The sequence below is a fragment of the Novosphingobium sp. CECT 9465 genome (assembly GCF_920987055.1).
Taxonomy (GTDB): domain Bacteria; phylum Pseudomonadota; class Alphaproteobacteria; order Sphingomonadales; family Sphingomonadaceae; genus Novosphingobium.
On the sequence record NZ_CAKLBX010000001.1, the window covers coordinates 2,863,500 to 2,886,811 of the forward strand.

Consider the following 23,312-nt stretch of genomic DNA (forward strand, 5'->3'; position numbering starts at 1 on the left):
TAAAACCCCCCGATGCAACAACGACCGATCCTTGTGCTGACCACCGGCGGCACCATCGACAAAGCCTATTTCGACGCGCTCAGCGAATACCAGATCGTCGAGAGCGGCATCCCCGAACTGCTCGCACAGGCGCGCGTGGCGCTGCCGGTCCGGGTGATGGAACTGATGCGCAAGGACAGCCTGGACCTTACCGACGCCGACCGCGCGCTGATCGCCGCAGCCGTGCGCGAAGCGCCTGAAGCGCGCGTGGTAATCACCCATGGCACCGATACCATGACCGATACGGCCAAGGCACTGGCAGGGATTCCGGGCAAGACCGTGGTGCTGACCGGCGCGCTTTCCCCCGCCCGCTTTGCCGAAACCGACGCCCCCTTCAACCTCGGCATGGCCTTTGCCACCGCACAAGTCGCCGCGCCCGGCGTATGGATCGCCATGAGCGGGCAGGTGTTCGACGGGCTGGCCGTGAGGAAAGATCGCGCGGCGCGAAAGTTTGTAGGTGTATAAAATATCTATTTAATTATTATAATGTGTAATATACATATACTCCATATTTAGCGAGATAGGAGTATGAAAATGTCTAAGTATGATACCTTGATCCACTATCTGGCGAGTTTGACCAGCGACTCGACTACGCTCAAGTTTGCCGAAGTCAGCGCTTTGGTGCCGGGCGGGCTTCCGCAAAGCGCTTATGACCATCGGCCTTGGTGGGCTAATCGCCATGATGGCAAGGATGCGCAGAACAAGGGATGGCAGAGCGCTGGATGGGAGACAGCTGACGTTGATATGGTGCGGCAAATTGTGACTTTTCATCGAGTTGGGAAACGCACCGGCCCCCCGGTTCTGGCAAGCAATCAAGGTGTTTTGCGACCGTTGTCCATCGCCGAAGCGAAAGAGGGCTTGGCGCTAAAGTTTGGCGTGTCACCCGATCAAATAGACATAAATATTCGAGGCTAAGGTGTTCAGCGTAAGATTTGAGTAAATGCAAAAACTAAATAAGGGTTACTGCTGCAATCTAAGGTGTTAAATCGCAGCTCAAGCCATTGATTTCTGCAAGTGTTAGTCGCACTATTGGGACGCCGTTTTTGCAAATCACCACCTCCTCTCCGCGCAAGGATGCGGCGATGAGTTTGGAGAAGTTGGACTTTGCCTTGCCGATGTTGGCGTGGATAGTCATGCAGCGAATGTGCCTTGGCCAAGGGGCTTGGTCAAGCTGTGACGATCACTCCCACTCGATTATCAATCGACCATTTAACCAATTGATATTTCGAAGTAAAAATAAATTTCACTGGAAAAGTACCGTCGCTAAAACCGTCGAATCTCGACGCTCTTGAAATTACTGCTTTTTACGAGATTTGTCTAAAAAACGAATCTTCGGGGACTATTGTCAAGCAACGAACGATTGAGATGATGTAGGCAAAAATGTGCATGCCGTCAATTATGCGATATACTACGACACTCACACCTCCGGTGTTTTGGCGCAGGCAGAAATCACTCAACCGAGCTCCCGCCTGGCGGCGCTAAATCACAGGTCTTTCAAGAATTCCGACCCCGGCGTGATACCTGTGACAATCAATCGGTCCCTCGCGCGGGTGCAAGCAACATAGAGCAACTGCCGTTCTGTCTCGTAGATATCGTCGAGTTCACCTTCGTCCGCGGCATCCTCGATCCGGGATTGCAGCGGCAGCGAATCTTCATCGCATGCCACGACAGCGACTGCTCTGAATTCCAACCCCTTGGCCAAATGCATCAGCGCGACGGTAGCCTCAGAATCTACCCCTGCGCGTTGTGCGGCACTACGAGCCCGACCCATTGAAGCCGGATCGCGAACGAATATCCCGATTTCAGCTGGGGCAACGCCATCCGAAATTGCATCCTCAAGAAATTTCGCCACCACTGCGATTTCGGCTTCATAGGAATCGAGAATGCTGACGACCGGAGCTGGCCCGTCAAACAAAGAGACCGTCCCGTCACGGTCCTCCTGATTGCCATCGGGGTCGCGCAACGCGCTAGGCAGCAGACCATCTGCCATTCCTCTTATCTGACGAGAGGTTCGATAGCAGACCTTGAGCGTGGAAGAGCGCCCTCGAACGTCGATGCCCAAGGCCTTCCACGAAAATGGATGCTGAAAAATGCGCTGACCAAGGTCGCCTGCAAAGAACAATGCATCAGCATGGCCAGGTGTAATCGCGGAGAGGAAAACAAGCTCTGCAGGACCAAGATCCTGTGCCTCATCGACGATGATGGCGCCAAATGGCTTATCGGTTCGCACCCGATAGTCGGCCGCCACCTGGCGGTAGACGCTCGAGCGCGTGAACAGGCCACGCGCCGATAGTGCTGATCGAACGCGGTCAAAGACCGACCACAACCGCTCACGTTGCTTCGGCCCCAAAGGGCTTCGTCGGCCGAGACGAGGAACCTGAGCATATGCTTCGAGCCCGTCGATCCCCCACGCATCAACAACATTGGTCCATTCGGACAGCAGGAAGCGATCAGAAAAACCGCGCACATCGGCTTCGGCAGCAGCAGTGGCGATAAGCTCTGCCAATGCCTCTGCGCCCGCAATGCGCGGTCGACGTCCGGTCGAAAGCTGGAATAACTCATCGGCGACATTCGCCCAATCACTCACCGTTATCCGCGGGACGATACCGCTGGCTTCAGGCGCAAGTACCTTGACCTTGCTGGCCAGTTCGCGCGCCAAAGGCTCGGAAAATGTGGCAAGCAAAATTCGGCGGGCTGGATCAGCACGCGCCAGTCGCACGGCACGGTGCAAGGCGACGACAGTCTTACCCGTGCCGGCAGAGCCGGACACCCTCGCTGGTCCATCGAAGCTGCGCTCGACCATTGCGCGCTGCGAAGGATGCAGGAACACGCCCCACCGCTCCCAAGGAAAGTCGAGCGCAAGCCGCAGCTCGTCCTCGTCTGCCACGATACGAATGCGGCGCTGGGCATCGGGGTGTGCATATGGGTCGGTTGTGGAAACGGGAGACGGCTTGGCTAGACGCCCGCTATCGACATATTGCAGCAGGGCTTCTGCGGCTTCCCCTGGCAAGTGGGCAGCGATGTCGAGGAAGCTGTCTTCGGTGGCAGTGGTCACATCGGCCAGCCAGTCTATCGGCACGCCGATGGACAGGAGTTCAGCTTCGGTCAGCTTGGCGAAAAGGCGGGGCGCCGAAACAGGGGCTTCCGGGAAGGGAAGCTGCGGCGCGGCAGGCAATACCGCTTCTTCAACCCGCTCCCGAATTTCTACGATCTGGATCGCGCCCGTCGTGGGATGGGCTTCGATGCGTCGGCGCTGGGCCCAGGCGTAGGCATCGTCGTGATGATCGACATAGGCGATCAAAAGGCTCGAAGCCGTCTTGTGCACGATCAACCGCAAATCGCGGCTGACCCGTACCGACCAGAAATTCGGGTCCTTGGCGCGCTCGATCCGGTGGAAGGATTGCCCCTTGCCGGTCGGGTCGATTTGAAGATCGACGACGCTGGTTTTCACCAGCTTGGCCTCTTGAGCTGGCAACCGGGCCAACGCGGCCGTGAATGTATCGGCGAGGTGAAAGTTCATCACTTGCGCTTGATTGTGCGATTTCGGCGCGGTTTGACCGCGATCCAAGGGTAGAGAATTCTCTCCGGCATGCGGCCCGAGAACTTATAGCCCTGATTTGTGATATCCCAGGCCCGACCTGGGTGAGCACCCATTCCTGGCAACGTTGACTGCTTTTTGTCGTTCCAGAGGTCTTCCCAAAGCGTCCATATCAGAATGTGCTCTAGCTCCTCGATCGCTCGTCGGTTGCCGCTGCCGATCGCAGTTCGGTAGGTGCCGAAGTCTATCGTCCCGATGCTAAGCGCCACGTTCCCCCTGATCGCACGAATCTCGTCGACCTTGGGATGGTTGCTGAAGCGGGCGTCCAGATTGTTGGTGATACCAATATACTGGATCACGTCGCGCCAGTTCGAGCGCCCGTGATTTCGGACCAAAGCATATAGATACCCTGGCTCAGTGAACTCCTCCTCGAACACGATCTTACCGGATTTCTCCAGTTTCCGCGGACGAGACCAATCGATCGTCACCGGCTTGAAAAGCTGCCGGTTCGCCGAGTTGAGCAATTCGGCAGGGTCGCTGCCATAGTCGATTGGCTTCAGCATGCAGCTACACCCGATACACCTTCATCACTTCGTCGCCGAAATGGTTGATGACCTTCACCGCGATCGCGCCGCCGTCGGGGCGCACGAAGGGGCGGCTTTCGGCGCTGTAGAGGGTGGACCAGGCGTCCTCGTCGATCTCGGCCTTCAGCGCCTTGCGGAGCTGTTCATAGGGATCGTTCGCGCCGAGGAAGTAGGCGTGGCGGACGAAGAAGCTTTCCTCGTTGTAGTCGGTATCGATGAACCATGCGGCGATGTCGCGCACGTCGTTGCTGCGGATGTCACCGGTATTGGGATCATAGACGTCCACGCCGTTGACCTTCACCCGCAGGCGGCCATCGTCATCGTTGATGATATCGATATCCGGTTCACCGAAGATGACGAAAAGGTTACCCTTGCCGGTGTTCTTCAACTCGTCGGCCATGTGCAGGTCAGGGTTCATCCGGGCCTTCAGAATGGGCAGCGGCCCCAGACGGTCGAGCTCTGAGGAATGCGCGTCGAAGTTGAAGGCGCAGGCGATCAATACGTCGAAACCAGCCTCGTTTGCCTCGCGTGCGGAGGCGGTGAGATCGGGGCGGGAGACGGTGCCGTATTCGGGGCCGATCAGGATGCCGGCACGGCGCATGGTGCCGGTATCGGCGTCGCCTTCCATGAAGCGCGCCTCCGCGCCAATCCAGCGGCCCGGCCACGGGTTGACGCTGTCGAACACGATCTTGCGGTTCTTGTCCGACTGATGGATGCCGACGCTCTTGAGGTACTCGATCACCACCTGAGCGAAATCGGTCTCGGGATTGTCAGGCGCGGCCCGCTTGCCATCGGCCGCGTTGAGGTCATCGACCAGTTCGCCAGCATCCGAAGGCACGATGCGGTGCGGAGAGAGGCTTTCGACCGTGAACGGCCCGGCGACGCGCACCTTGCTGGTGTCGGGATACGGCCGATCATAGAGGAACTCGCTGTCAGCGACTTCGGCAATCGCCTTGTCGATTTCCGTCTGCCGCGCGATGCGTGCTTCCCACCACCGGTCATGGATCTTAATCACATCCTCCGGCCAAGGATCGCCGGGAACGGCAGGAAGTGTGTCCAGAGTAAGGAATTTGCCAAGGTTGACGCTCAGCGCAGCAACAACCTCCTCTCGTCGAGCGAGTGGTTGCTGGGAGCGTGCAATTGCCCACAACTCGGCGTCTGACTTGCCCCATGGATCATAGGCGTCGCGGGGAATCTGCCATTCCTGCCAGTCTTCGGCCTTGAGGCGGTTAAGCTCCACGCGCAGCGGCTCCAGAACTTCCTGCCACTTCTCCCAAATGTCATCGATACGGGCGTTCCCAGCGATGTCCTTGAGCATAATGTGGGGCACGCGTTCATAGACGAAGCCTTGGCGGATATCGTTACCGTAGGTTCGGTCAGACGGCACGCGGCCTGTAAGCGTTGCTTCCTTGGCCGCGCCTTCTCGGCTGTCTGCCAACAAATACCATGGATACCGCGCTGACATGAGGCGAGTGCGGGCTAACGCCAGAGCAACACGACTTGTATCCATTGTAATCCAACGGCGCCCCCATTGCTCAGCGACATATGCTGTGGTGCCTGAGCCGCAGGTCGGGTCGAGAACCAGATCGCCAGGATCGGTTGTCATCAACATGCAGCGTTCAATGATCTTTGCAGCGGTTTGCACGACGTAAACCTTCGGATCTGAAAATCCGGAGATCACAGTATCTGTCCACATATTCGTGTAGGGATATACGGGGAAGTCATTCAGAAATCTGACGTATCGAAGCGTATTCCCGATGAATATAAAGCGTTTCGCAAATGATAGGCGCCTCAACCCGGCAAGGTCCGTTTTGAATGTTCCCTTTGATAGCTTAAACTCTTTGCCTTCGTATGTGAAAGCTCGCACGTCTCCGCCTTGGGCAGGACGTTGGCTTGTGACATCTCCGTGAGCAAACACTGAGACTTTGGTTAAGTCTCCATCGTCGTTACGCCACTGATTCAGAGGCCTGCGTCGCCCGTCTGGCAGTTGGCCAAATGTGTATTGTGACGCGCCTTCCTCGCCAGGGGCCTTCAATTGAAATAGCGGCCGAATTTTTAATGCATCGGATTTCCCATACCAAAGGACATGGTCAAATACCGATGACAATCCGTCCGAAGATGAAGACGTCGTCTTCAGAAATGCGATTTGGCTGACAAAATTATCGTCGCCAAACACTTCGTCCAAAACCGCGCGGACCCGGTGGACATTTTCATCGCTGATCTGGACAAAGATGCTGCCCGTCGACGTCAACAGATCGCGCATAACGGTGAGGCGGTCACGGAGATAGGTCAGGTACGAGTGGATGCCGTCTTTCCAGGTGTCACGAAAGGCTTTCACCTGCTCGGGCTCGCGGCTGATGTCGGTCTGCTTGCCGTCCTTCACGTCGCGGCTTTGCGTGGAAACCTGCCAGTTGCTGTTGAACTTGATCCCGTAAGGCGGATCGAAATAGATGCACTGCACCTTGCCTTTCAGCCGCTCGCGCTCGGCCAGGCTCGCCATCACAGACAGGCTGTCGCCGAGGATCATTCGGTTCGACCAGTGTTGCGGGTGCTGGTAAAAATCGCTCGCCGCATCCTTGGGCACGCCGTTGAAATCGGCGAACAGATCGTCGAACAGGCCGGGCGCATCGGTATTGGCAGCAGCAGACTTGGCCGTCTGGCGCTTGAGGTCCTCGATGATCGCCTTGGGGTGGATTTTCTCCTGGATATACAGCGGCGGGGTCTGGACGATCAGGTCCGACCAGTCCTGCACATCCTTGCCGCGCCAGACTAGCTGCGCGTCGCCAAGCTCGACGCTGCCGGTTTCGGTGAGCTTTTCGATCTGGGCATCGGACAGCGAGATGCGCATGCCGTTCCAGACGATCTGCGGGTCTTTGTCGCCATCGCGCAGGCGCACTTCGCCTTGCTCCAGCGGACGGGCGCGAGGATATGCCGTCGGCGGACGCGGGGAATGATCCTCCTCGCGCTGAAAAAAGCTCTGCATTTCGGCGGTCGGGATGTTGATCCGCGTATCGCCGTGCCGCAGCGCCTCGACATCCTTGGGGCCGGTGGGTTTGCGGGCCATTATGCAACTTCCTTATTCGTCAACGTCTCGACCAGTCGGCCGAATTCTTCCTGAATCGCGAAGACCTCACGGAATTCGGCGAAGGTCCATTTTCCAAATGTGCCGATCGCATTGACGCCGGGCACCCACAGAGTATGCATCGTGTCAGCTTTCAACTGGGCATCAAGACCCCGGAAACCCTTGGTCTCCAATACCAGCGTGATCACCTCGCCGCCGCCAACATCTAGCCGGACAAGGAAATCCGGGATATATCGCCGCACGCTGCGCCCGATCCGGTATGGCACCTCGAACTGCATGCCCTGGTTCTTGGCGTAGCTGAGCACTTTGGGGTGCGCTTCCAGCACGCGGGCGAGCTCGCCCTCCCACTCGCTGTCGAGCGTGACGTGGCTGATGTGGCTCCGACGAGCGTCCGTCTTCCAGACCGCCTTGGTCGTCTGGAAATTGACCGAGGCGGTCGAACCCTGAGGCTCATAGCTGTCCAGCACGGCGCGCGGCTGCCGGTCATCGCCGGCGGACCGGATTATGGCGTTGGCGATAATCTCGGCAATGGTGTCGGCAATGCCAAGATAAAGCACCGCGCCAAGCTGCACCCCACCGCTCAGTTCCAGCCAGCCTTCATCGAGCCAGCGGCGGCAGATGCGCTGGATTTGCGGGAACAGGTGCTGGCGCGGGAACCCGTCCTCATCCCGGAACCGGCGATAGAGCAGGTGCTTGGCCAGGTTGAAGCTGATTTCCGATGGGCGATAAGCTGCCAGCACCGCAGGTGTGAGCGTGATCGCCTCGCCGACGATGCCCTGCATCAGCACTTCGCAGGGGCCGACGATTGTCGGATCGAGCTTGAAGCGCGAATCCTCGGTGAAGGTCGCGCTCAGCTTTTCATCGGGCATGTCGACCCGGAAGCCGGCGACGCGCGGGAAGACGATCTCCAGATCGGCCCGCTCTCGCACAGCGTGAACATGCGTGGCCGTCTTCGGCTTGGTCGGTGGCGAGGCAATGGCAGGGCCGGTAAAGGCAAAGGGAATGCCCATGACCTGGGCATATTCGACCTCGAACTTGTCTTCCTCGTTCAGATCGTATGACAGTCGGCGAAGCCCGCGCCCAACCACCTGCTCGCACAGAAGCTGCGTACCAAATGCACGAACGCCGAGGATGTGGGTGACGGTGTTGGCATCCCAACCTTCGGTCAGCATCGAGACCGATACGACACAGCGGATCTGTTCGCCCAGCTTACCGGTGCGGCCAACGCTGTTCATCACCTCGCGTAGCAGTTCGCCATCGCTCGGCTCGGTGGTTTCGCCGGCGCCATTGGCACGGCGCTGCTCTGCCTTGAAGGCTTCGATCTCTGCCTCGGCGATCTTTCGGAATGCCGGGTCGATCGCGTCGCCGGACTCAAACTGCTTGCTGTCGATCAGGATTGTGTTGGGTCGGGCGATGGCCTGGCCATGCTCGTCATAGTTCGAGAACAGCTTGAGCGCACCGGGGTGAAAATTGCGCTCTTCATTGATCGTTTCGCCGTCCTCGCTCTCCCGCTCAAACCCTGCGATCCAGTCATAAATCAGGCGCGAGATGGCGGTGTTCTGGCAGACGACGATGAAGACGGGCGGGATGCCGACGCCCTCGGCCTCCCATTCCCGGTAATGCTCTTCATAGTTGGAATACAGCGCGTGAAGCGCCGTCATCAGCATCGGCGGCAGGTCGAGCGGGTTCTTCGTCCGCAGCAGGTCTTTGCCGATGTGCTTCCAAAGGTCGCGATAGATCGGGTCGTCTGCCGCAAGGCTGTTGTCCGCCACGGGCACGCGCGGCAGTTTCACGATGCCGCACTCGATGGCATCCATCAGGCTGAAATCGGAAACCACCCAGGGAAACAGCGTGCCTTCCTGATAGCCTGACCCTCGAAGGAAAAACGGGGTGGCTGACAGATCATAGACATGGCGCACGCCAATCTTGCGCTTGAGCGCCTCGATCCCGGCGATTCAGAGCCGCGCGGCTTCATTGTTTTCCTTGGCCTCGGCAGCCGCTTCGCGGTCGAGCTTTTCTTCCTCGGAGAGCGCACGCTCGCGGTAGCAGTGATGCGCCTCATCGTTGATGACGACGACATTCTTGAATGAAAGCAGCTTGCCGCAAGCCCGTTCGAGCATCTGGCCGTCGGTCTCGCGCGTGAGAACCGGTTCACGACTGTTGCCCTTGAGAAATGCGCGTCCAACCTTGGAAAGCTGCATCGTCTCGCGGTGCTGGAAGCTGTGATAATTGGTGATGACGATGTTGGCTTTTTGGAGCTCGGCCAGCATGTCGGCCGGCACGATCTCGCGCGACTTGTAGTAGCTATCGGGGTGCTCTGGCAGCAGGACCTGGAGACGGTCCTTGATGGTGATGCCGGGCGTGACGATCAGGAACGCCTTTGAAAACCTGTCTGATCCCGGTGCGCGGACGGCATTGAGTGTCTGCCACGCGATGAGCATCGCCATGACGGTGGTCTTGCCTGCGCCTGTCGCCATCTTGAGTGCAAGGCGGAGCAGTTCCGGATTTGCATCGAGGTTGCGCGCCTCGATGTCGCGCCAGAGATGCGCATATTGCCGCTTCGTCCTGGCAACCTCGATCAGCCAGATCAGTGTCTCGACCGCCTCGACCTGACAGAAAAAGGGCTTTTGGTTGGCGAATGGATGATGGCGCCAGTGCTCCAGCAACCTCTGTGTGGTTGGAGTGACACCCCAATCAGCGCCGCCCGGCAGATCACGCCAGTCATCTACATGACGGCGGATTTCATTGATGATCGCATTGTCATCATAGGTCTCAAGGTCGAGGCTTCCCTGGGTTCCAGTGCCTTTGCGCTTGGCCTTCGGCACGGGCACCACAAATTTCGAGGGCCTGCGACCGGCAACAGGCGGCTGATCCAGCGGTTGCCCATGTTCATCCAGCGAGTGGAAATGGGTTGGCTTCTTGTAGGGCGAATTAAGGATTGGCTGTTCATAGAAACTCGTCACGCCAATTCCCCTGATTCACTTGATCATAGCCACACGCGGTGCGCCGTTGTTGTTGAGCCGCAAGTCTTCTATCGTTAGAATGCTTCAGCCTCAACTGACCGCAGCCCGTGTGCGTAAATTCTTGAGATCAGGCCGGAAGCCCCAGGCGGGACTGGAACCGGTCATCGAGCTTTGAGGTCACCTGGTCGAAGTACGTCCGATCGCCCGGAACCGCTGCAAGGACCGCCTGCGTCTGGCTTTGCAGGGAGGCTAATAGACGATCCAGTGGCCCTTGAAGCTGCGAAGCGCGAACTGTGGATTTGACAGCCGCCTGCGCCGCTCGTGCCGACCAATTCGCCAATGCCAGATATTCCACCACCCGGTGCTGTTCACTTTCGTCTTGCTCCAGATGCAGGCTCTGCAAGGCCCGCGAAGTGCTGAAATGCTGGACTAGCAACCGGCCGATCAAGCGCGGCCAGTCGTGACCGGATGAATTGTAGACCGGCAGGATTTGGGCAGCCAAGCAGTTGCCGCGAACTGGCTGCGCGTGACTGAGAATGATCTGAAGCAGTCCGCGCAACCGAACGATTTCTGAAGTGGTGATCGGCTTGCCACTGAGCACCTTGCATCGTGCTTCGAAGGCGGTCACGGCTTCCTGAAATTTCTTGGCCGTTGCGAGTGTTTGACCAAATTGCCCGCGAGGGCGCCCTGGGATATCAGACCGGCCAGTGGGTTGTTCAACGTCCGCCGCTGCAGCCGGTTCAGTGGTTCTGAAATCGATAGCGCTTTGTGCCTGGATCTCCCGATCTTCGACGTCACCAAGGTCAGGACCGACCAAACCAATCAGGCGGTTGAGACAGGCGCTAACCATACTGGCGGCACTGTCCTGACGCCCAGTGAGGAAACCACGAGCGCCGTCGCTGGCAGTGAGAGCTTCGGTTCTGGCTCGGACGAAATCCTCGTAGGAAAGTACACCGTATTCTCGAGTGCCTGATTCCTTCGACGCGCCGTCGGCGTCTGCACCACTGCTGCGAATACCGGGGCGGCTCTGCCCCTCTTCAAACTCGATGGCCTCCAACTGAGAAAGAGTTTCGATCAGCGAGAGATCTTCATCCATCGCATCGACCAGATGATCGATCAGCTTGCGTCGACGACCGCCCTGTGGAGGGAGCGTGGCAACAGCCAATACATCAACATCAGTAATTGGCACCGGCGCCGAGATGGAGTCTTCGTCCATGACGACTACTCCGTAGCGTGGCCGCTGTTCTCCCATGTCCAGATGCCAATGCTGAACGCCCGTGGTTGCGAGCCCCTGAATCTGGGCGACAGATTGATCCTCACGATCAAACAGCTTCAGCATCACAGGCGTCCCCGACCATTTGCCGGGAGGCGTCCACGAAATCGCGCTGGCCGCGAGCATCAGCGAACCGCCGTCAATCTGCGCAACCGGGCCTGTGCCAGGCGCCGTTGAAATCGCCATTGGCGAGATCGTGCTTGGCTCGAGCGGCGCCTCCGAGTAGTTCGCCAACCCCAGCCCCGAGAGCGCCGTGCCGCGCCCCACGCGTTTGTAGAAACCAGCTTCTGCATTTCCCGCCGGACTTGATGGCCCGAACATCGCTGGGAACGTGCAGTTCATGCTACCCGAGATGACGTGGTCCCAAGATTTGCCGATCGCCAAGATCAGTTTAGCGTGAACAAACCTGCCTGCCGAAACGCTTTCTGTGTCAAAAAGTCTGACGTCGGAATGATTTCGGAGTTCATCGACTGGAAAGCCAACGGTTTCATTGTCGATGAGCAGATCTGTGGGAGGTTCGCCGAAAGCAGATCGCAGTCTCGAAAGACCAGAAAGCTTCGTATCCCAGAAGGGCGACAGAACGACGAGCCGTTCAATAATGTCGCCGCCGACGCAGGTAACAATCTGGTCGAGGATGTTGCTGTCCTGCCAATCTCGCAAAAATCCAATCTGCGCTTCACCCCCCGCATCGCGGATAATTGGGGTGCCTTCAACGCCAAGCCAGGGACTGAGGCGCAAAGCACGACTGAGCGCGGTTGAAAACCATTGATCTTGAGGCGGCACATAACTGCGAATGTAGGCGAGCGCGTCCGCAAAAATTGGCGCATGGTCGGGTTCGTTGGGGTTGAAACGAATATCTGCAATCAACTCTCGATTTCCGCCCAACCCTAATGCCGTCAGATTGCCGGAGCCCACCAGCAATCGGCCCTTTGTCGCGCCCACCAGCATGGTAATCTTGGGGTGGAAAGCGCCCGGCGCGTCAGCCTTAACAATGTGATAGCTGCTCCCAGCAAATCGGGGCGCTCCGAAGTCCGCAAATGACTGATTCGCCATCTGTCGGTCGGCAAGGACCGCGATATTCCGACAGCCAGCCCCCCGAAGCTTCGGGAAAGGTACATCTTCAAATGCCTGGGCGCCGAATGCGTATGTCGTGAGGAACGCTGAGTGGTAGCCACCCTCTCCGAAAATTTCGAAATATTTCACGCGGAAGCCATTTCCGCTCGACCGAATGCGGTGAGACCTGCCTCGTCAATCAGCATGACGTCTTTGAGGAAACGCAGCGCCTGATCAAGGCGCGGGCTGCTGGGTGAAACCCGGAAATGATCCCGATAGCGGACGAAACTGTCGTCCGGTTCCATCAAAAATGTGTAGGCCTTCTGATTGCGGAATTTCCGTGACGCGACCCAGAGGTGGCGTTTCAAAATTCGGTCCCGGAATAGCGCTTCGACCGTCAATTTTGCATTGTCCCCAGATCGTTTCTCCAGAAAGCCGGCCTCGGTACGAAGGGACTGAAAATGCTCCCCGATGCTGAGGGATTTTTCCATGAGTGGGCCGAACTGAGCCGCTTTTTCTCTCAACACGCTGATGAGCGGTAAGGCAGCTTTGACAAGGTCCTGCGGCGTTCCCGTTGAGACCGCATCAAGCAAAGCAGCACAATATCTTCTGGCTTCCTCAGGATCTTGTGCATGCCGCATTTGCTGCTCGAAAACAGCCCAACTCATTTGGGCTGGGCATTCGGCATAACCGACGAGTTCATCGATCAGCTCGTTGAGTGTCAGGCGCCGGGAATTTGAAGAAGCCAGGGTAGTCAAAGCCGCCGCCAGAATTGCTTCATAGGCAAGTCGCATCAAATCACATGCTTGGTACAGCACCCAAAGCCGCCGGACTTCATCGACGTCTTTGGCAGGATCGTCCGCAGTGCCGTCGGCTTCGTACCATTTCCATTTCACCTCCTCTGCCCTTGGGATAGAACCGTTTGCCGCAGTCAGTTCGAGAAGCATTCGTAGAGTTTGCCGCCGCGTTGCATCGGAAGCCTTGGCGTTCTCGGCATGCCCAAGCAGGACATTCGACAGCAGACGGTGCTCGTCGCCACCTGGCGCGAGTTCGGCAGGCTTCATGGTTCGCAATGCGTCGAGCTGGGACAACGAAACCACACCGGCCTCAACAATCGCAAAAAACTCAGCGGACATCCCTGCCATGCCGTTTTCGAATGCAGCTACGAGTGGCAAAGCACGCTCGTGGCATATCGGAATCGGGTTCTTCGCATCCTTTTCCGGAATGATGATCAGGCCCATTTCCGCCATCTGCGTCGAATAGATGCCCCCGAATGCCCCGCCTTTGTTGCGCAGATAGCGCTGGCTGAGCTCCGCATCAGGATCTGCTCCTGCACCAAACTCCAAGATAGAGTTTGGGCCATGCTGCTGGCTAACTTCCCCAATTTTTTTGTGAGCCCAGTCCGAACCGGCAATCCCAAGTTCTGGGTCTCCTCGGCAGCATATCAACGCGAACAGTAACTCACAGCGGCGCTGGAATACACGAAATACCGCTGGGTCACTATGCCGGATGTTGTCCTCATAATACTTCAAGATCCAGGGAAAGAAGGCATAGTAGCGGTAGCGAAGCGTGATCGTGCTAATGCCGGGGAGGAGCGATTGGTAAATCGCCTCAATCGGGCGTTGCATCCCAAGCGGATCAAGCCCGGTATCTTGGCCAAGCTCTGTCCATTCAGGGAACCCTGATCCGAAATCCATCGCTTTAGTCGGCCCCCATCTTCCTGAAATATCGCAGTTGTGACGATCGATTTTGCGCCGTTGGACAAACCGTACCATTGCTGCCCACAAAGTGATCGAACACTTTTTACTTGCTGTGTGCAAGTCTGGCATTGGGCCACGCAAAAGGTCAGGATTTACGCTTCCTGTCCCCAGCACTCCCTATCCAGTTCATGCAGATGGTCAGATGGCGAGCCATCCAAAGAGACGGCGCCACCATGATGGCGCTGGAATTGCCGCCGTTGCCACATTCTGGACCGGCGCAGGGGTATCCAAAACCTTGCGCACGTCAAAGCTCGGGTCGCCCGTTTCGTTGCTAGGATAGTGTGGGCATGGCAGATTTTTGATGCGAGCGAAGCGCGCGGACTCCTTGATGGTGTGCGAATTCCCGTCGTATTCAAGGTATGTCGATGAAATCGGATTGGGCAGCCAAGGCGAGAGAATCTGCACGGCCAGTCCCACTGCCGTCGAAGCCAGAACTCCATTAGGCCAAACGACCTGTGGCTTGCCGCCAGCGGCCCCGTAGTTACGGCCCTCTTCGTCCAAGGCCTCTTGCCGGACGATGCCCATGCAACGAAGGCAAGGACAACCAGGCATGGACAAAGCAACTTGGCCAGCGATCAGATAGCCGTCATCCAACGCATGCACATCCATGCCCATGTCGAGGTAAGGGATCAAAAACCGTCGGGAAAAACCTTCGAGCTCGGACTTTGCGCGAACCGAATCCAGCCCCCCGACAATCAGGTCGCAGCCCTTGAGCCGATCTGCCTCGACCTGCCACAGCGCGCTGCGAGCATATACCTTTGCAGCTGGGTTGATGTCGACGATCACTCGGCGAGCAATCTCCACTTTGTCCGTACCGGGCCGAGATTCCTTGGGCAGGTCCCCATGCCGACCACCAATCAACCGGTTGAGATTCGTGTCATCGATGGAGTCATCATCCAGCACCACGAAATTGCCGACGCCAACATGCGCCAATTGCTGGACAACGTGAGAACCTCCACCACCCAAGCCTGCGAGGCCGATCACTGCATCGCGCAGTGCCTGATCGCTGTTGATGCCGAGGAAGCTTTGGCGGTCGAGCCACTTCATATCACTGCTCCGTACTTTGCGTATGGGGCACCAACGCTGATTATGTCGGTGATTGGTATTGGCGCGCGATCAGCGGTTAACCAGATCAAGCCCTTGGCGCTATCGTCGCTGAGCACCAGAATACCATGCGGCATACGCGGTATGGGGTTGAAAAAGCTCGGAATGAATTCAGTAGCACTGCGGCGATCAACACCGCTGAAATCGGGGCGCCCGGAACCGCCATGGGTGTGGATATGAAGTAGCGCCGCTGGCGGTCGGTAAGCCGACTGAAGCGCCTTGCGCATTGCGCCTGACCCGATCTTCACGCCAACTGTCGGGTCGGGAATATAGTCATCCTCATGAACAGGGCTGTATTCACGGCCTAGCAACATCAATCGGCCATCCGATGAAGTCACGACTCCCGCAGTCAAAAAGCCGACGCGCTCATGCGCGAATTCGTGTGGGCGGGCCAGATCGGCGCGGATCGCGCACAACGTGGTGGCTAGGATTTTGACCCTGCCCTTCATTGGAATGCCCCCATATGATTGGCGAAAATTTCGATCCAGGGCAGTTCCGCCGGAACACCTCGCCAAGAATAAGCATGCCAAGAACGCCCCTGCGCCATGCAGTTGGTCCACACCCCTCCACCGTTTGCCCAAGGAATCTGCTCTGAGACGAGTAGCCGAGATGTGTAGCTGTCCCGAGGGTGGGGCCATAGCAAGGCGTCAACTATCCTACTGCCATGGCCAGGTTTCGATATCTTCAGATCAGGGAGATACGCGACAGGCTGACCACCCTCGGTCCAGATCTCTGCCTTGGGGCAAACCGACTGCAAGCGGCTTAGTTCGGCGTGGGGGTCAGTCACGACGATTGCCCGCAAGGCGCATGGGAGATGAATTCCATACCTTCACGGACCTTGGTCCGCTCGTTGGGCTTCAATTCCCGGAACTCGCCCATGCCTTCGATGAGGTCCAGAACATATCCAGCGGGCACCTTGAATTCCGCCAGCAGCTCTTCGGTCGTGTAGGGCCGACGTTCCAGCTCGAAGTGTTCTTCGCCGTAGTGGACAGTCACAAGGCGCTTGCCGGTGTGAAGGTGCTCAATCCCACGCTGCTGCAAATCGAGCGTATCGCCTGCCCCCAACACGTGGTCCGGCTCATCCTGATGTTCGAGGAAGAACACCTTGTCATGGGAGGTGCCAGTGATGTCGTGAAGATCGGCAATGCTGACTGTCTCGGCCCCCCAAACATAACCGACGCCGTCAACAGTGAAATTGAGGGTGCGGTCAAACTTGAAAGCCCGGAACTCGTGGACCGTGCCGACAACGAGGTGAACCTGTTCATCCAAGCCACATGCGATGCTGCCAGGCCGGACAACCTGGACAAGGATATGATCCTCAGCCGGCGTAAGCCTTGCCAAACGCAGGATAGAGCGCCCGTCAATCGTGGTACTATCCACGGCGACCAGCGAATGATTGATCATCACCTGGAAATTGCGACCCCCATCAGGGGGTTCAAAACTATGCGTCATAAAAAATACCTTCTTTTTCGTTCGGTTTGCCGTGGCGACCTGGTCTTGTCCCTTGACTCTGCACCCTGATCGTGATTCTCCGTCTTAGACGTAAGACTGTTTCACATATGATGCGTCGCGTCTTACCTGTGAGACACTAGCTTGATGGGCTTGGGAGAGTCAAGGCCCCTCTCGAGGAGAATTTATGTCCCTTCCGATTCAGGAATTGGGTCCGTTGATCGCCAAAAGGCGCGGCAGCCGAGGAATTCGTTCAGCAGCCGAAGAGGCGGGCGTCAGTTCAGCAACATTGTCTCGCGTTGAGAATGGCCACGTTCCCGACTTGGCCACGTTTGCGAAAATCTGCCGGTGGTTAGAGGTCGATCCCGCGATATTTCTCGGCATAAGTGCGGCGAGCCGACCAGAAAAGCGGCCTGCGGTGGTCCATTTTCGCAAGAAGAAAACATTCTCACCTGAGACGGCCGCATCATTGGCGGAGTTAATCCTCGCGGCGCAGCGGGCGAAGGATGCCCGTCTCGAACTACTGCGCCACAATGCGCAGGGGCTTTAAAGCCGAATGCGAGCGGCGCGCCCTTGCTGCTCGTGAAATGCTGGGCCTGGGACCGACAGACAAGCTCTGCCCATGGAGGTATGCGGACATTGTTGGCGCGCATGTCCTAGGCGCGGATGAACTAGATCTACCGCCCCAGCACAAGGCACAATTGCTCGAGACCGATCCTAGCAGTTGGTCGGGAATGACACTGGTCGAAGATGAGATTTTGCTCATAGTCATCAATTCGGCGCATTCAAAGGCGCGTCAAGCAGCGACCCTGATGCACGAAATAGCCCATTCGATTCTTGGGCATCAGCCCTCCAGCGCTCACGTTTCCGACGCCGGACTTGTCCTCTTGTCCGATTATTCCGACGAACAAGAGGAAGAAGCCGATTGGCTCAGCGGAGTGCTTTTACTTCCTGAACCAGCGCTCATATTCCATCGCGGCGAAGGTCGCTCAGCGCACGATATCGCAACCCTCTTCGGTGTCAGTTTGGATTTAGCCAATTGGCGGTGTCGGATGTCAGGCGTGGAAAAGCGGCTCGCATTTCGGGCTCGCCGCTGATCATAAGCATTCACTACGCTGGTGGAGGGGCAAATTGGCCGTAGTCCAGTCCAGCGATCTAGAGGTCCGGCAACGGGGAAGCTTCCCCTGCGGCCGAGCCGAGGTCTCGGCCTACCCCTTCTGCGGGGACACCCCGCAACGCCCCGGGAGAGCGAGAAGGGGGGCAAGAATCTCCGTGACGGAGAAATGTCGGGAGAGAGGCTTCCGGCGCCCGTCATGGAGGTTTTCCCATGAACATGCAGGTTCTCGATGCCCGCCCCGATGCGCGCGGCGGACACAAGGTTGATGTCACGCGCGGCGAGCGGGTCGGGCGGGTCTCGTCGGAGTGGTTCTCGCGGCCCGATGACGAGAGGTTTCTCTCGCTTGGTGATCTGGCCAGCGCGGTGCGCGGTCGGTCCGAGCGTAGCCGGACCCGCGTCGTCGAAACCGCCCTCATCCATGTCGAAGCCAACCGCAACGATCCAGAGCGCTTGGCTCTGATCCTGCCCGGCGCTGACACGCCAGTCGCCCCGACGCACTGGAGCTTTGGCCAGCTGGCGAGCCAGGTGGGCGCACCCGCTTCCTACCTGCGCCAGCTCCCCGCGCCGTTGGCGGCGATCAACCTGCAATACGGTCTTTCTTCGTATCGCGCCGAGCAGATCAAGACGTTGGAGACCGACAACGGCCGCATCGAACTGCGGGCGGTGACCGGGCCTGATTATGGGCGCATCTACGACCATGAACTGGTCGAAGCTGTGCAGAAGATCGCCGGCAACGGAACCGGCGACACGCGCTGGAAGGTGCCCGGCGTGCTCGATTGGTCGACCGGGATCTACAATCCGCGCGTAGACATCACCCGCGACACCACCACCCTCTATGCCTCCGACCGCGATGTGTTCCTGTTCCTGGTCGACGATCTCAATCCAATCGAGGCAGGACGGCTGCCGGACGGGTCTCCCGACCTCTACTTCCGCGGGTTCTATTGCTGGAACTCCGAGGTCGGCGCCAAGTCGCTCGGCATGGCCAGCTTTTATCTGCGCGCCGTCTGCCAGAACCGGAACCTCTGGGGCGTCGAGGATTTCGAGGAAATCACGATCCGGCACAGCAAATATGCCGCCAATCGCTTCGCCCACGAAGCGGCACCGGCATTGCTGAACTTTGCGAACTCGTCGCCGCAGCCCTTCGTCAACGGCATCAAGGCCGCCCGCGAGCGGATCGTTGCCCGCACCGATGAGGATCGCAGTGATTTCCTGCGCAAGCGGGGATTTTCCAAGGCCGAGACCGGCAAGATCATTGAGACGGTGCTCGCCGAGGAAGGCCGTCCGCCCGAATCAATCTTCGATTTCGTTCAGGGCATCACGGCGGTTGCCCGCGACAAGCCCCACCAGGACGCCCGCCTCGACATGGAGGCCAAGGCCAAGAAGTTGCTCGACCGCGTCCACTGACCCCTAGGTTACGGCAAGGTCTTGGTTCCCAGCGTTGCGCTGCCCCCTCCGAAAGGAAGAGGGCGGCGCTTCGCTTCGTGACGGGTTTCGGGTTCGAGAGAGAGGCTCTCGGGCAGCCCGTCACGAAAGGTACTGCCATGGCTACTGCTGCCCAGAAAATCACCCTATCGACCTCGCGGGACATTCCCTTCAACAAGCTGGTTCTCAGCCAGTCCAACGTCCGGCGCGTGAAGGCCGGCGTTTCGGTCGAGGAGCTGGCCGAATCCATCGCACGCTGCGGCCTCATCCAATCCCTGCACGTCCGCCCTGTCCTCGACGCGGACGGCGCGGAAACCGGAATGTTCGAGGTTCCGGCCGGCGGTCGGCGCTACCGGGCGCTCGAACTCCTCGCCAAGCAAAAACGCCTCGCCCGCACCTCGTCGGTGCCTTGCGTCGTTGGCGATGTCAGCAGCGGCATCCTCATCGATGAAGTCTCGCTGGTCGAAAATATCGAACGCGCGCCGCTCCATCCGCTCGACCAGTTCCGCGCCTTCCAGGCCTTGCGAGATAAGGGTATGACCGAAGAAGCCATCGCCGCGGCCTTCTTCGTCGGCGTCAACGTCGTGAAGCAGCGCCTCCGCCTCGCCGCCGTCTCGCCCACCTTGCATGAGGTCTATGCCGACGACGGCATGACACTCGAACAGCTCATGGCCTTCACCGTCTCCGAGGATCACGCGCGGCAAGAGCAGGTCTGGGAAGCGATCCGCGACAGCTGGCAGAAGGAACCCTGGCAGATTCGCCGTATGCTCACCGAAACCACGGTCCGGGCTTCCGACAAGCGCGCCTTGTTCGTTGGTATCGCGGCCTACGAAGCGGCGGGCGGCATCGTGCTGCGCGATCTCTTCCAGTCCGACGATGGGGGGTGGCTCCAGGATGTCGGTCTCCTCGATCGGCTTGTCGCGGAAAAGCTGCGTGCCGAGGCCGATCAGATCGCGGCTGATGGCTGGAAATGGGTCGAAGCCAGCCTGAGCGTTCCCTACGGCGTCAGCCACGGGATGCGCGAGATCGTCGGCACACCGGTCGACATGACCGATGAAGAGCAGGCAACGCGCGCCGGATTGCAGGCCGAACTCGATCGCCTCACCGAACAATACGAGGACGCTGACGAACTGCCCGACGAGATTGATCAGCGGCTCGGCGAGATCGAGGCCGCCTTGGAGGCGCTGGACAGCCGTCCCATGCACTATGAGCCGGCTGAAATGGCGATCGCGGGTGTTTTCGTCACCATCGATTCCGATGGATCGCTGATTGCCCAGCGCGGCTATGTCCGGCCCGAGGACGAGGTGTCGGCGGCATCCGAGCCAGATGACAATGAGGCCGCAGTTGATGGGCAGCATGCGCCGTCGCTGTCGCATGCGGTCAGGCCGGTGGTCGTCACCATGGGCGGTCAGCCAGTGCCCACCGAGGAAGACGAGGACGATGTCATCAAGCCGTTGCCCGAACGCCTGGTCACCGAACTGACGGCGCACCGCACGTTGGCCTTGCGCGATGCCGTTGCCCAGCATCCCAGGATCGCGATGACCGCATTGCTGCACAAGCTGGTCTCAGACGCCTTCCACCATCGCTCGGCTAATGGTGTCCTCGAAGCTCAGGTCCGGCACATCTTCTTCCCGGCCCAAGCGGAAGAACTGGGCGACAGCCTGTCGGTTAAGTCCGTCGACGAGCGCAACGAGCACTGGAAAAGCCGCATCCCTGCCGATGACACGGCCCTTTGGGATTGGCTGGCCGAGCTCGACGAAGAAAGTCGCATGGCGCTGCTCGCCCATTGCGTCAGCTACGGGGTGAATGCGCTCTATGAGCGGCCCAACCCCTACAGCGGTTCGGGCGTCAGCGAGTACGGTCTGCAACTGCGCTTCGACCAGGCTGATCGCCTCGCACGGGAAACCGGCCTCGACATGGTGCAGGTGGGTTGGCGGCCGACCGTCGGCAACTATCTTGGCCGGGTCACCAAGCCCCGCATTCTCGAAGCCGTGCGTGAAGGCGCAGGCGAACGTGCGGCGCAGCTCATCGATCACATGAAAAAGGGTGACATGGCCAAAGAGGCCGAACGCCTGCTTGCCGACTCTGGCTGGCTCCCTGAACCGCTGCGCCTCGCCGATCCCGAGTACGCTACAGGCAGCGATCTTGCCGATCAGGGCAGTGAAGACAGCACTTTGCCTGCTTTCCTCAGCAGTGACGGTGAGGACGATGAGCTGACCGAAGCCGAGGACGAAGACGCCGCGGCCATCGCTGCGGAATGATCACCCCGCTCGGAGAGCGGCACGGCGCTGCTCTCCGCGCCCTTTGGCAGGTCGGGCAATGATCCCGGCCTGTCGCTTCCCCGCCTCAGCCCGGTGACGACTGCGCGGCGATGCCAGTGCTGGATCGGGCGATTTTTCGGAGGTTCATATGGCCGACTATTTCACCCATTTTTCGTGTCTGCTCGATGTCTGCACGCCCACCAATGCCGCCTGCGCACTCGATCTCTACAATACCCTATCCGAGGACGGGGCATCCGAGGAGCCGCCGTCTGACGGCTTTCTCCTCTCGATCCAGCCCGAGCACGGCGGCACCGCGCTCTGGATACGCGATGACGTGACTGGTGATCCCGAGCGCGTCATCCAATTCGTGAAACGCTGTGCCGAGCAGTTTCAGCTCACTGGCCGCTGGGGCTTTCAATACGCCAACACCTGCTCGAAGCCGCGCCTCGATGGCTTTGGCGGCGGTGCGCACGTGCTCGACCTTGCCACCGGGGAAACCCTGGCCTGGACATATACCGATGGCTGGCTCGCCTCGGTTCTCGCGGGAGGGGACGGCGATGCCTGAGGTCATCGAAACCATCGTCTATCGGCTCGACGAGCTGGACGATGCCGCCAAGGAAAAGGCCCGCGCCTGGTATCGCGAAGGCGGCTTCGACCATGACTGGTACGATGCCGTCTATGCAGATTTTGAGGCGATCTGCGGCCTTATCGGCGTCACACTGCGAACCACCAGCGTTCGCCTCATGAGTGGCAGATCGCGGCAGAAACCCCGCATCTACTTCCGGGGATTTTGGAGCCAAGGCGATGGTGCCTGCTTTGAAGGTAGTTACGCCTATGCGCGAAATGCCCCGACGGAAATCCGCGCCTACGCACCCAAGGATACCGATCTGCATAAGATCGCCGATGCCTTGCAGGCCGTGCAGCGACGCAATTTCTACCAACTGCGGGCTGTGACCCGCCACCGCGGGCACTACTATCACGAGTACTGCATGGACGTTGCCGTCGAACGCGCGAGCCCGACCAGCCAGGACATGACCGATGATGCCGAAGACATCGTGATCGAAGCGATGCGCGATCTGGCGCGCTGGCTCTACCGCCAACTGGAACGAGACTACGAGTATCAAACTTCCGATGTGTCGGTCGACCAGACCCTCATTGCAAATGCCTACACCTTCACCGACACGGGCCGCCGGTTCGGATGAAGGAGCAGCGCCCGACGTAGGCCGGGCGCTGTCGATCCTTTAGCCGTTCAGCTTGTCCTTGATCGCCTTTGCCGGCGCGAAAGTCAGCTTCTTGGACGCGGCGATCTGGATCGTCGCGCCCGTCGACGGATTACGGCCTTCGCGGGCGGGCGTGTCCTTGACCTTGAACTTGCCGAAACCGTTGATCGCGACTTCATCGCCCTTGGCTGCGGCATCGGCAACGGCGGCAAAGACACCGTCGACATACTTGCGGGCATCGGCCTTTGTCAGGCCGTTTGCAGCGGCAAGGGCGTCGGCAAGATCACTATTGTTCATGATAGATCGGTCTTTCGTGAATTGATGAGGTCGCCCGGTTAGCCGCTAGGCTGCTCCAAATCTATAAATTGCTGCTCGATGTCCCCGAAAGAGGGAGAGGACCGCCGTGCCGGGTTGAGACCCGCGCGGCTGAGAGAGAGCGTCGCGCGG

The 23,312-nt window shown here is 58.9% G+C and carries 19 protein-coding genes and 1 pseudogene; 9 read left to right on the plus strand and 11 right to left on the minus strand.

Annotated features, from left to right (window positions below; translation table 11 throughout):
* The first annotated feature begins 12 nt into the window (after window positions 1-12).
* Both LUA85_RS14020 and LUA85_RS14025 read left to right on the plus strand, forming a co-directional pair.
* Window positions 13-504: an asparaginase domain-containing protein gene (locus LUA85_RS14020; protein ID WP_231470908.1), complete on the plus strand. Its 492-nt coding sequence runs from the start codon at window positions 13-15 to the stop codon at window positions 502-504.
* A gap of 69 nt (window positions 505-573) precedes the next feature.
* Window positions 574-954, plus strand: coding sequence for a hypothetical protein (locus tag LUA85_RS14025; RefSeq protein ID WP_231470909.1), 381 nt, complete (start codon window positions 574-576; stop codon window positions 952-954).
* Window positions 955-1,012: 58 nt separating this feature from the next.
* Here the strand turns inward: LUA85_RS14025 and LUA85_RS14030 are convergent, their stop codons facing one another.
* Together LUA85_RS14030 and LUA85_RS14035 are read right to left on the minus strand one after the other, a co-directional pair.
* A complete protein-coding gene (locus LUA85_RS14030; RefSeq protein WP_231470910.1) occupies window positions 1,013-1,174 on the minus strand; it encodes a type II toxin-antitoxin system Phd/YefM family antitoxin in 162 nt (53 codons plus the stop codon).
* A 348-nt stretch (window positions 1,175-1,522) separates the two neighbouring features.
* The gene (locus tag LUA85_RS14035) at window positions 1,523-2,926 is read right to left on the minus strand and encodes a UvrD-helicase domain-containing protein (protein ID WP_231470911.1); all 1,404 of its coding nucleotides are present in this window, start codon (window positions 2,924-2,926) and stop codon (window positions 1,523-1,525) included.
* Between the two features lie 90 nt (window positions 2,927-3,016).
* On the opposite strand from LUA85_RS14035, the gene LUA85_RS14040 reads away from it, so the two are divergent.
* Window positions 3,017-3,613, plus strand: coding sequence for a hypothetical protein (locus LUA85_RS14040; protein ID WP_231470912.1), 597 nt, complete (start codon window positions 3,017-3,019; stop codon window positions 3,611-3,613).
* On the opposite strand, the gene LUA85_RS14045 is transcribed toward LUA85_RS14040, so the two are convergent.
* From LUA85_RS14045 to LUA85_RS21735, 8 genes and pseudogenes are all read right to left on the minus strand, one after another.
* A complete protein-coding gene (locus tag LUA85_RS14045) occupies window positions 3,559-4,140 on the minus strand; it encodes a hypothetical protein (protein ID WP_231470913.1) in 582 nt (193 codons plus the stop codon). The genes LUA85_RS14040 and LUA85_RS14045 overlap by 55 nt on opposite strands.
* 4 nt (window positions 4,141-4,144) lie before the next feature.
* Entirely contained in the window at window positions 4,145-7,225 is a 3,081-nt protein-coding gene (locus LUA85_RS14050; RefSeq protein ID WP_231470914.1) for a site-specific DNA-methyltransferase, read from the minus strand.
* A pseudogene (locus tag LUA85_RS21730) lies at window positions 7,225-10,212 on the minus strand (BPTD_3080 family restriction endonuclease). The gene LUA85_RS14050 and the pseudogene LUA85_RS21730 overlap by 1 nt, the downstream one beginning before the upstream one ends.
* A gap of 121 nt (window positions 10,213-10,333) precedes the next feature.
* The gene (locus tag LUA85_RS14065) at window positions 10,334-12,682 is read right to left on the minus strand and encodes a hypothetical protein (RefSeq protein ID WP_231470917.1); all 2,349 of its coding nucleotides are present in this window, start codon (window positions 12,680-12,682) and stop codon (window positions 10,334-10,336) included.
* Window positions 12,679-14,229 carry a hypothetical protein gene (locus LUA85_RS14070; RefSeq protein WP_231470918.1) on the minus strand — a complete coding sequence of 517 codons (1,551 nt, stop codon included), beginning with the start codon at window positions 14,227-14,229 and terminating at the stop codon, window positions 12,679-12,681. Before LUA85_RS14070 ends, LUA85_RS14065 begins: the two co-directional genes overlap by 4 nt.
* A gap of 201 nt (window positions 14,230-14,430) precedes the next feature.
* A complete protein-coding gene (locus tag LUA85_RS14075) occupies window positions 14,431-15,339 on the minus strand; it encodes a ThiF family adenylyltransferase (protein WP_231470919.1) in 909 nt (302 codons plus the stop codon).
* Window positions 15,336-15,845 carry a hypothetical protein gene (locus tag LUA85_RS14080; RefSeq protein ID WP_231470920.1) on the minus strand — a complete coding sequence of 170 codons (510 nt, stop codon included), beginning with the start codon at window positions 15,843-15,845 and terminating at the stop codon, window positions 15,336-15,338. The genes LUA85_RS14075 and LUA85_RS14080 overlap by 4 nt, the downstream gene beginning before the upstream one ends.
* Window positions 15,846-16,179: 334 nt before the next feature.
* A complete protein-coding gene (locus tag LUA85_RS21735; RefSeq protein ID WP_371823692.1) occupies window positions 16,180-16,848 on the minus strand; it encodes a multiubiquitin domain-containing protein in 669 nt (222 codons plus the stop codon).
* 184 nt (window positions 16,849-17,032) lie between these two features.
* Here LUA85_RS21735 and LUA85_RS14090 point away from each other — a divergent pair, with 184 nt between their 5' ends.
* From LUA85_RS14090 to LUA85_RS14115, 6 genes are all read left to right on the plus strand, one after another.
* Window positions 17,033-17,395 carry a helix-turn-helix domain-containing protein gene (locus LUA85_RS14090; RefSeq protein ID WP_231470922.1) on the plus strand — a complete coding sequence of 121 codons (363 nt, stop codon included), beginning with the start codon at window positions 17,033-17,035 and terminating at the stop codon, window positions 17,393-17,395.
* 184 nt (window positions 17,396-17,579) lie between these two features.
* Window positions 17,580-17,942, plus strand: a complete 363-nt coding sequence (locus LUA85_RS14095) for an ImmA/IrrE family metallo-endopeptidase (RefSeq protein WP_231470923.1) — start codon at window positions 17,580-17,582, stop codon at window positions 17,940-17,942.
* A 230-nt stretch (window positions 17,943-18,172) separates the two neighbouring features.
* Entirely contained in the window at window positions 18,173-19,366 is a 1,194-nt protein-coding gene (locus tag LUA85_RS14100) for a DUF932 domain-containing protein (protein WP_231470924.1), read from the plus strand.
* A gap of 137 nt (window positions 19,367-19,503) precedes the next feature.
* The gene (locus LUA85_RS14105) at window positions 19,504-21,645 is read left to right on the plus strand and encodes a ParB/RepB/Spo0J family partition protein (RefSeq protein WP_231470925.1); all 2,142 of its coding nucleotides are present in this window, start codon (window positions 19,504-19,506) and stop codon (window positions 21,643-21,645) included.
* A 148-nt stretch (window positions 21,646-21,793) separates the two neighbouring features.
* On the plus strand, window positions 21,794-22,210 hold the full coding sequence (locus tag LUA85_RS14110) for a hypothetical protein (protein ID WP_231470926.1): 417 nt from the start codon (window positions 21,794-21,796) through the stop codon (window positions 22,208-22,210).
* A complete protein-coding gene (locus tag LUA85_RS14115) occupies window positions 22,203-22,847 on the plus strand; it encodes an antitoxin of toxin-antitoxin stability system (RefSeq protein ID WP_231470927.1) in 645 nt (214 codons plus the stop codon). Before LUA85_RS14110 ends, LUA85_RS14115 begins: the two co-directional genes overlap by 8 nt.
* A 39-nt stretch (window positions 22,848-22,886) precedes the next feature.
* Here the strand turns inward: LUA85_RS14115 and LUA85_RS14120 are convergent, their stop codons facing one another.
* Window positions 22,887-23,162 (minus strand): HU family DNA-binding protein, encoded by a 276-nt coding sequence (locus tag LUA85_RS14120; RefSeq protein WP_231470928.1) that lies wholly within the window; start codon window positions 23,160-23,162, stop codon window positions 22,887-22,889.
* Window positions 23,163-23,312: the final 150 nt, after the last annotated feature.

Bases quoted from the DNA above. Each gene is read 5' to 3' on its own strand.
- LUA85_RS14020 (WP_231470908.1), top strand. From the start codon at position 13: ATGCAACAACGACCGATCCTTGTGCTGACCACCGGCGGCACCATCGAC.
- LUA85_RS14025 (WP_231470909.1), top strand. From the start codon at position 574: ATGTCTAAGTATGATACCTTGATCCACTATCTGGCGAGTTTGACCAGC.
- LUA85_RS14030 (WP_231470910.1), bottom strand. From the start codon at position 1,174: ATGACTATCCACGCCAACATCGGCAAGGCAAAGTCCAACTTCTCCAAA.
- LUA85_RS14045 (WP_231470913.1), bottom strand. From the start codon at position 4,140: ATGCTGAAGCCAATCGACTATGGCAGCGACCCTGCCGAATTGCTCAAC.
- LUA85_RS14050 (WP_231470914.1), bottom strand. From the start codon at position 7,225: ATGGCCCGCAAACCCACCGGCCCCAAGGATGTCGAGGCGCTGCGGCAC.
- LUA85_RS14070 (WP_231470918.1), bottom strand. From the start codon at position 14,229: ATGGATTTCGGATCAGGGTTCCCTGAATGGACAGAGCTTGGCCAAGAT.
- LUA85_RS14075 (WP_231470919.1), bottom strand. From the start codon at position 15,339: ATGAAGTGGCTCGACCGCCAAAGCTTCCTCGGCATCAACAGCGATCAG.
- LUA85_RS14080 (WP_231470920.1), bottom strand. From the start codon at position 15,845: ATGAAGGGCAGGGTCAAAATCCTAGCCACCACGTTGTGCGCGATCCGC.
- LUA85_RS21735 (WP_371823692.1), bottom strand. From the start codon at position 16,848: ATGACGCATAGTTTTGAACCCCCTGATGGGGGTCGCAATTTCCAGGTG.
- LUA85_RS14090 (WP_231470922.1), top strand. From the start codon at position 17,033: ATGTCCCTTCCGATTCAGGAATTGGGTCCGTTGATCGCCAAAAGGCGC.
- LUA85_RS14095 (WP_231470923.1), top strand. From the start codon at position 17,580: ATGACACTGGTCGAAGATGAGATTTTGCTCATAGTCATCAATTCGGCG.
- LUA85_RS14100 (WP_231470924.1), top strand. From the start codon at position 18,173: ATGAACATGCAGGTTCTCGATGCCCGCCCCGATGCGCGCGGCGGACAC.
- LUA85_RS14105 (WP_231470925.1), top strand. From the start codon at position 19,504: ATGGCTACTGCTGCCCAGAAAATCACCCTATCGACCTCGCGGGACATT.
- LUA85_RS14110 (WP_231470926.1), top strand. From the start codon at position 21,794: ATGGCCGACTATTTCACCCATTTTTCGTGTCTGCTCGATGTCTGCACG.
- LUA85_RS14115 (WP_231470927.1), top strand. From the start codon at position 22,203: ATGCCTGAGGTCATCGAAACCATCGTCTATCGGCTCGACGAGCTGGAC.
- LUA85_RS14120 (WP_231470928.1), bottom strand. From the start codon at position 23,162: ATGAACAATAGTGATCTTGCCGACGCCCTTGCCGCTGCAAACGGCCTG.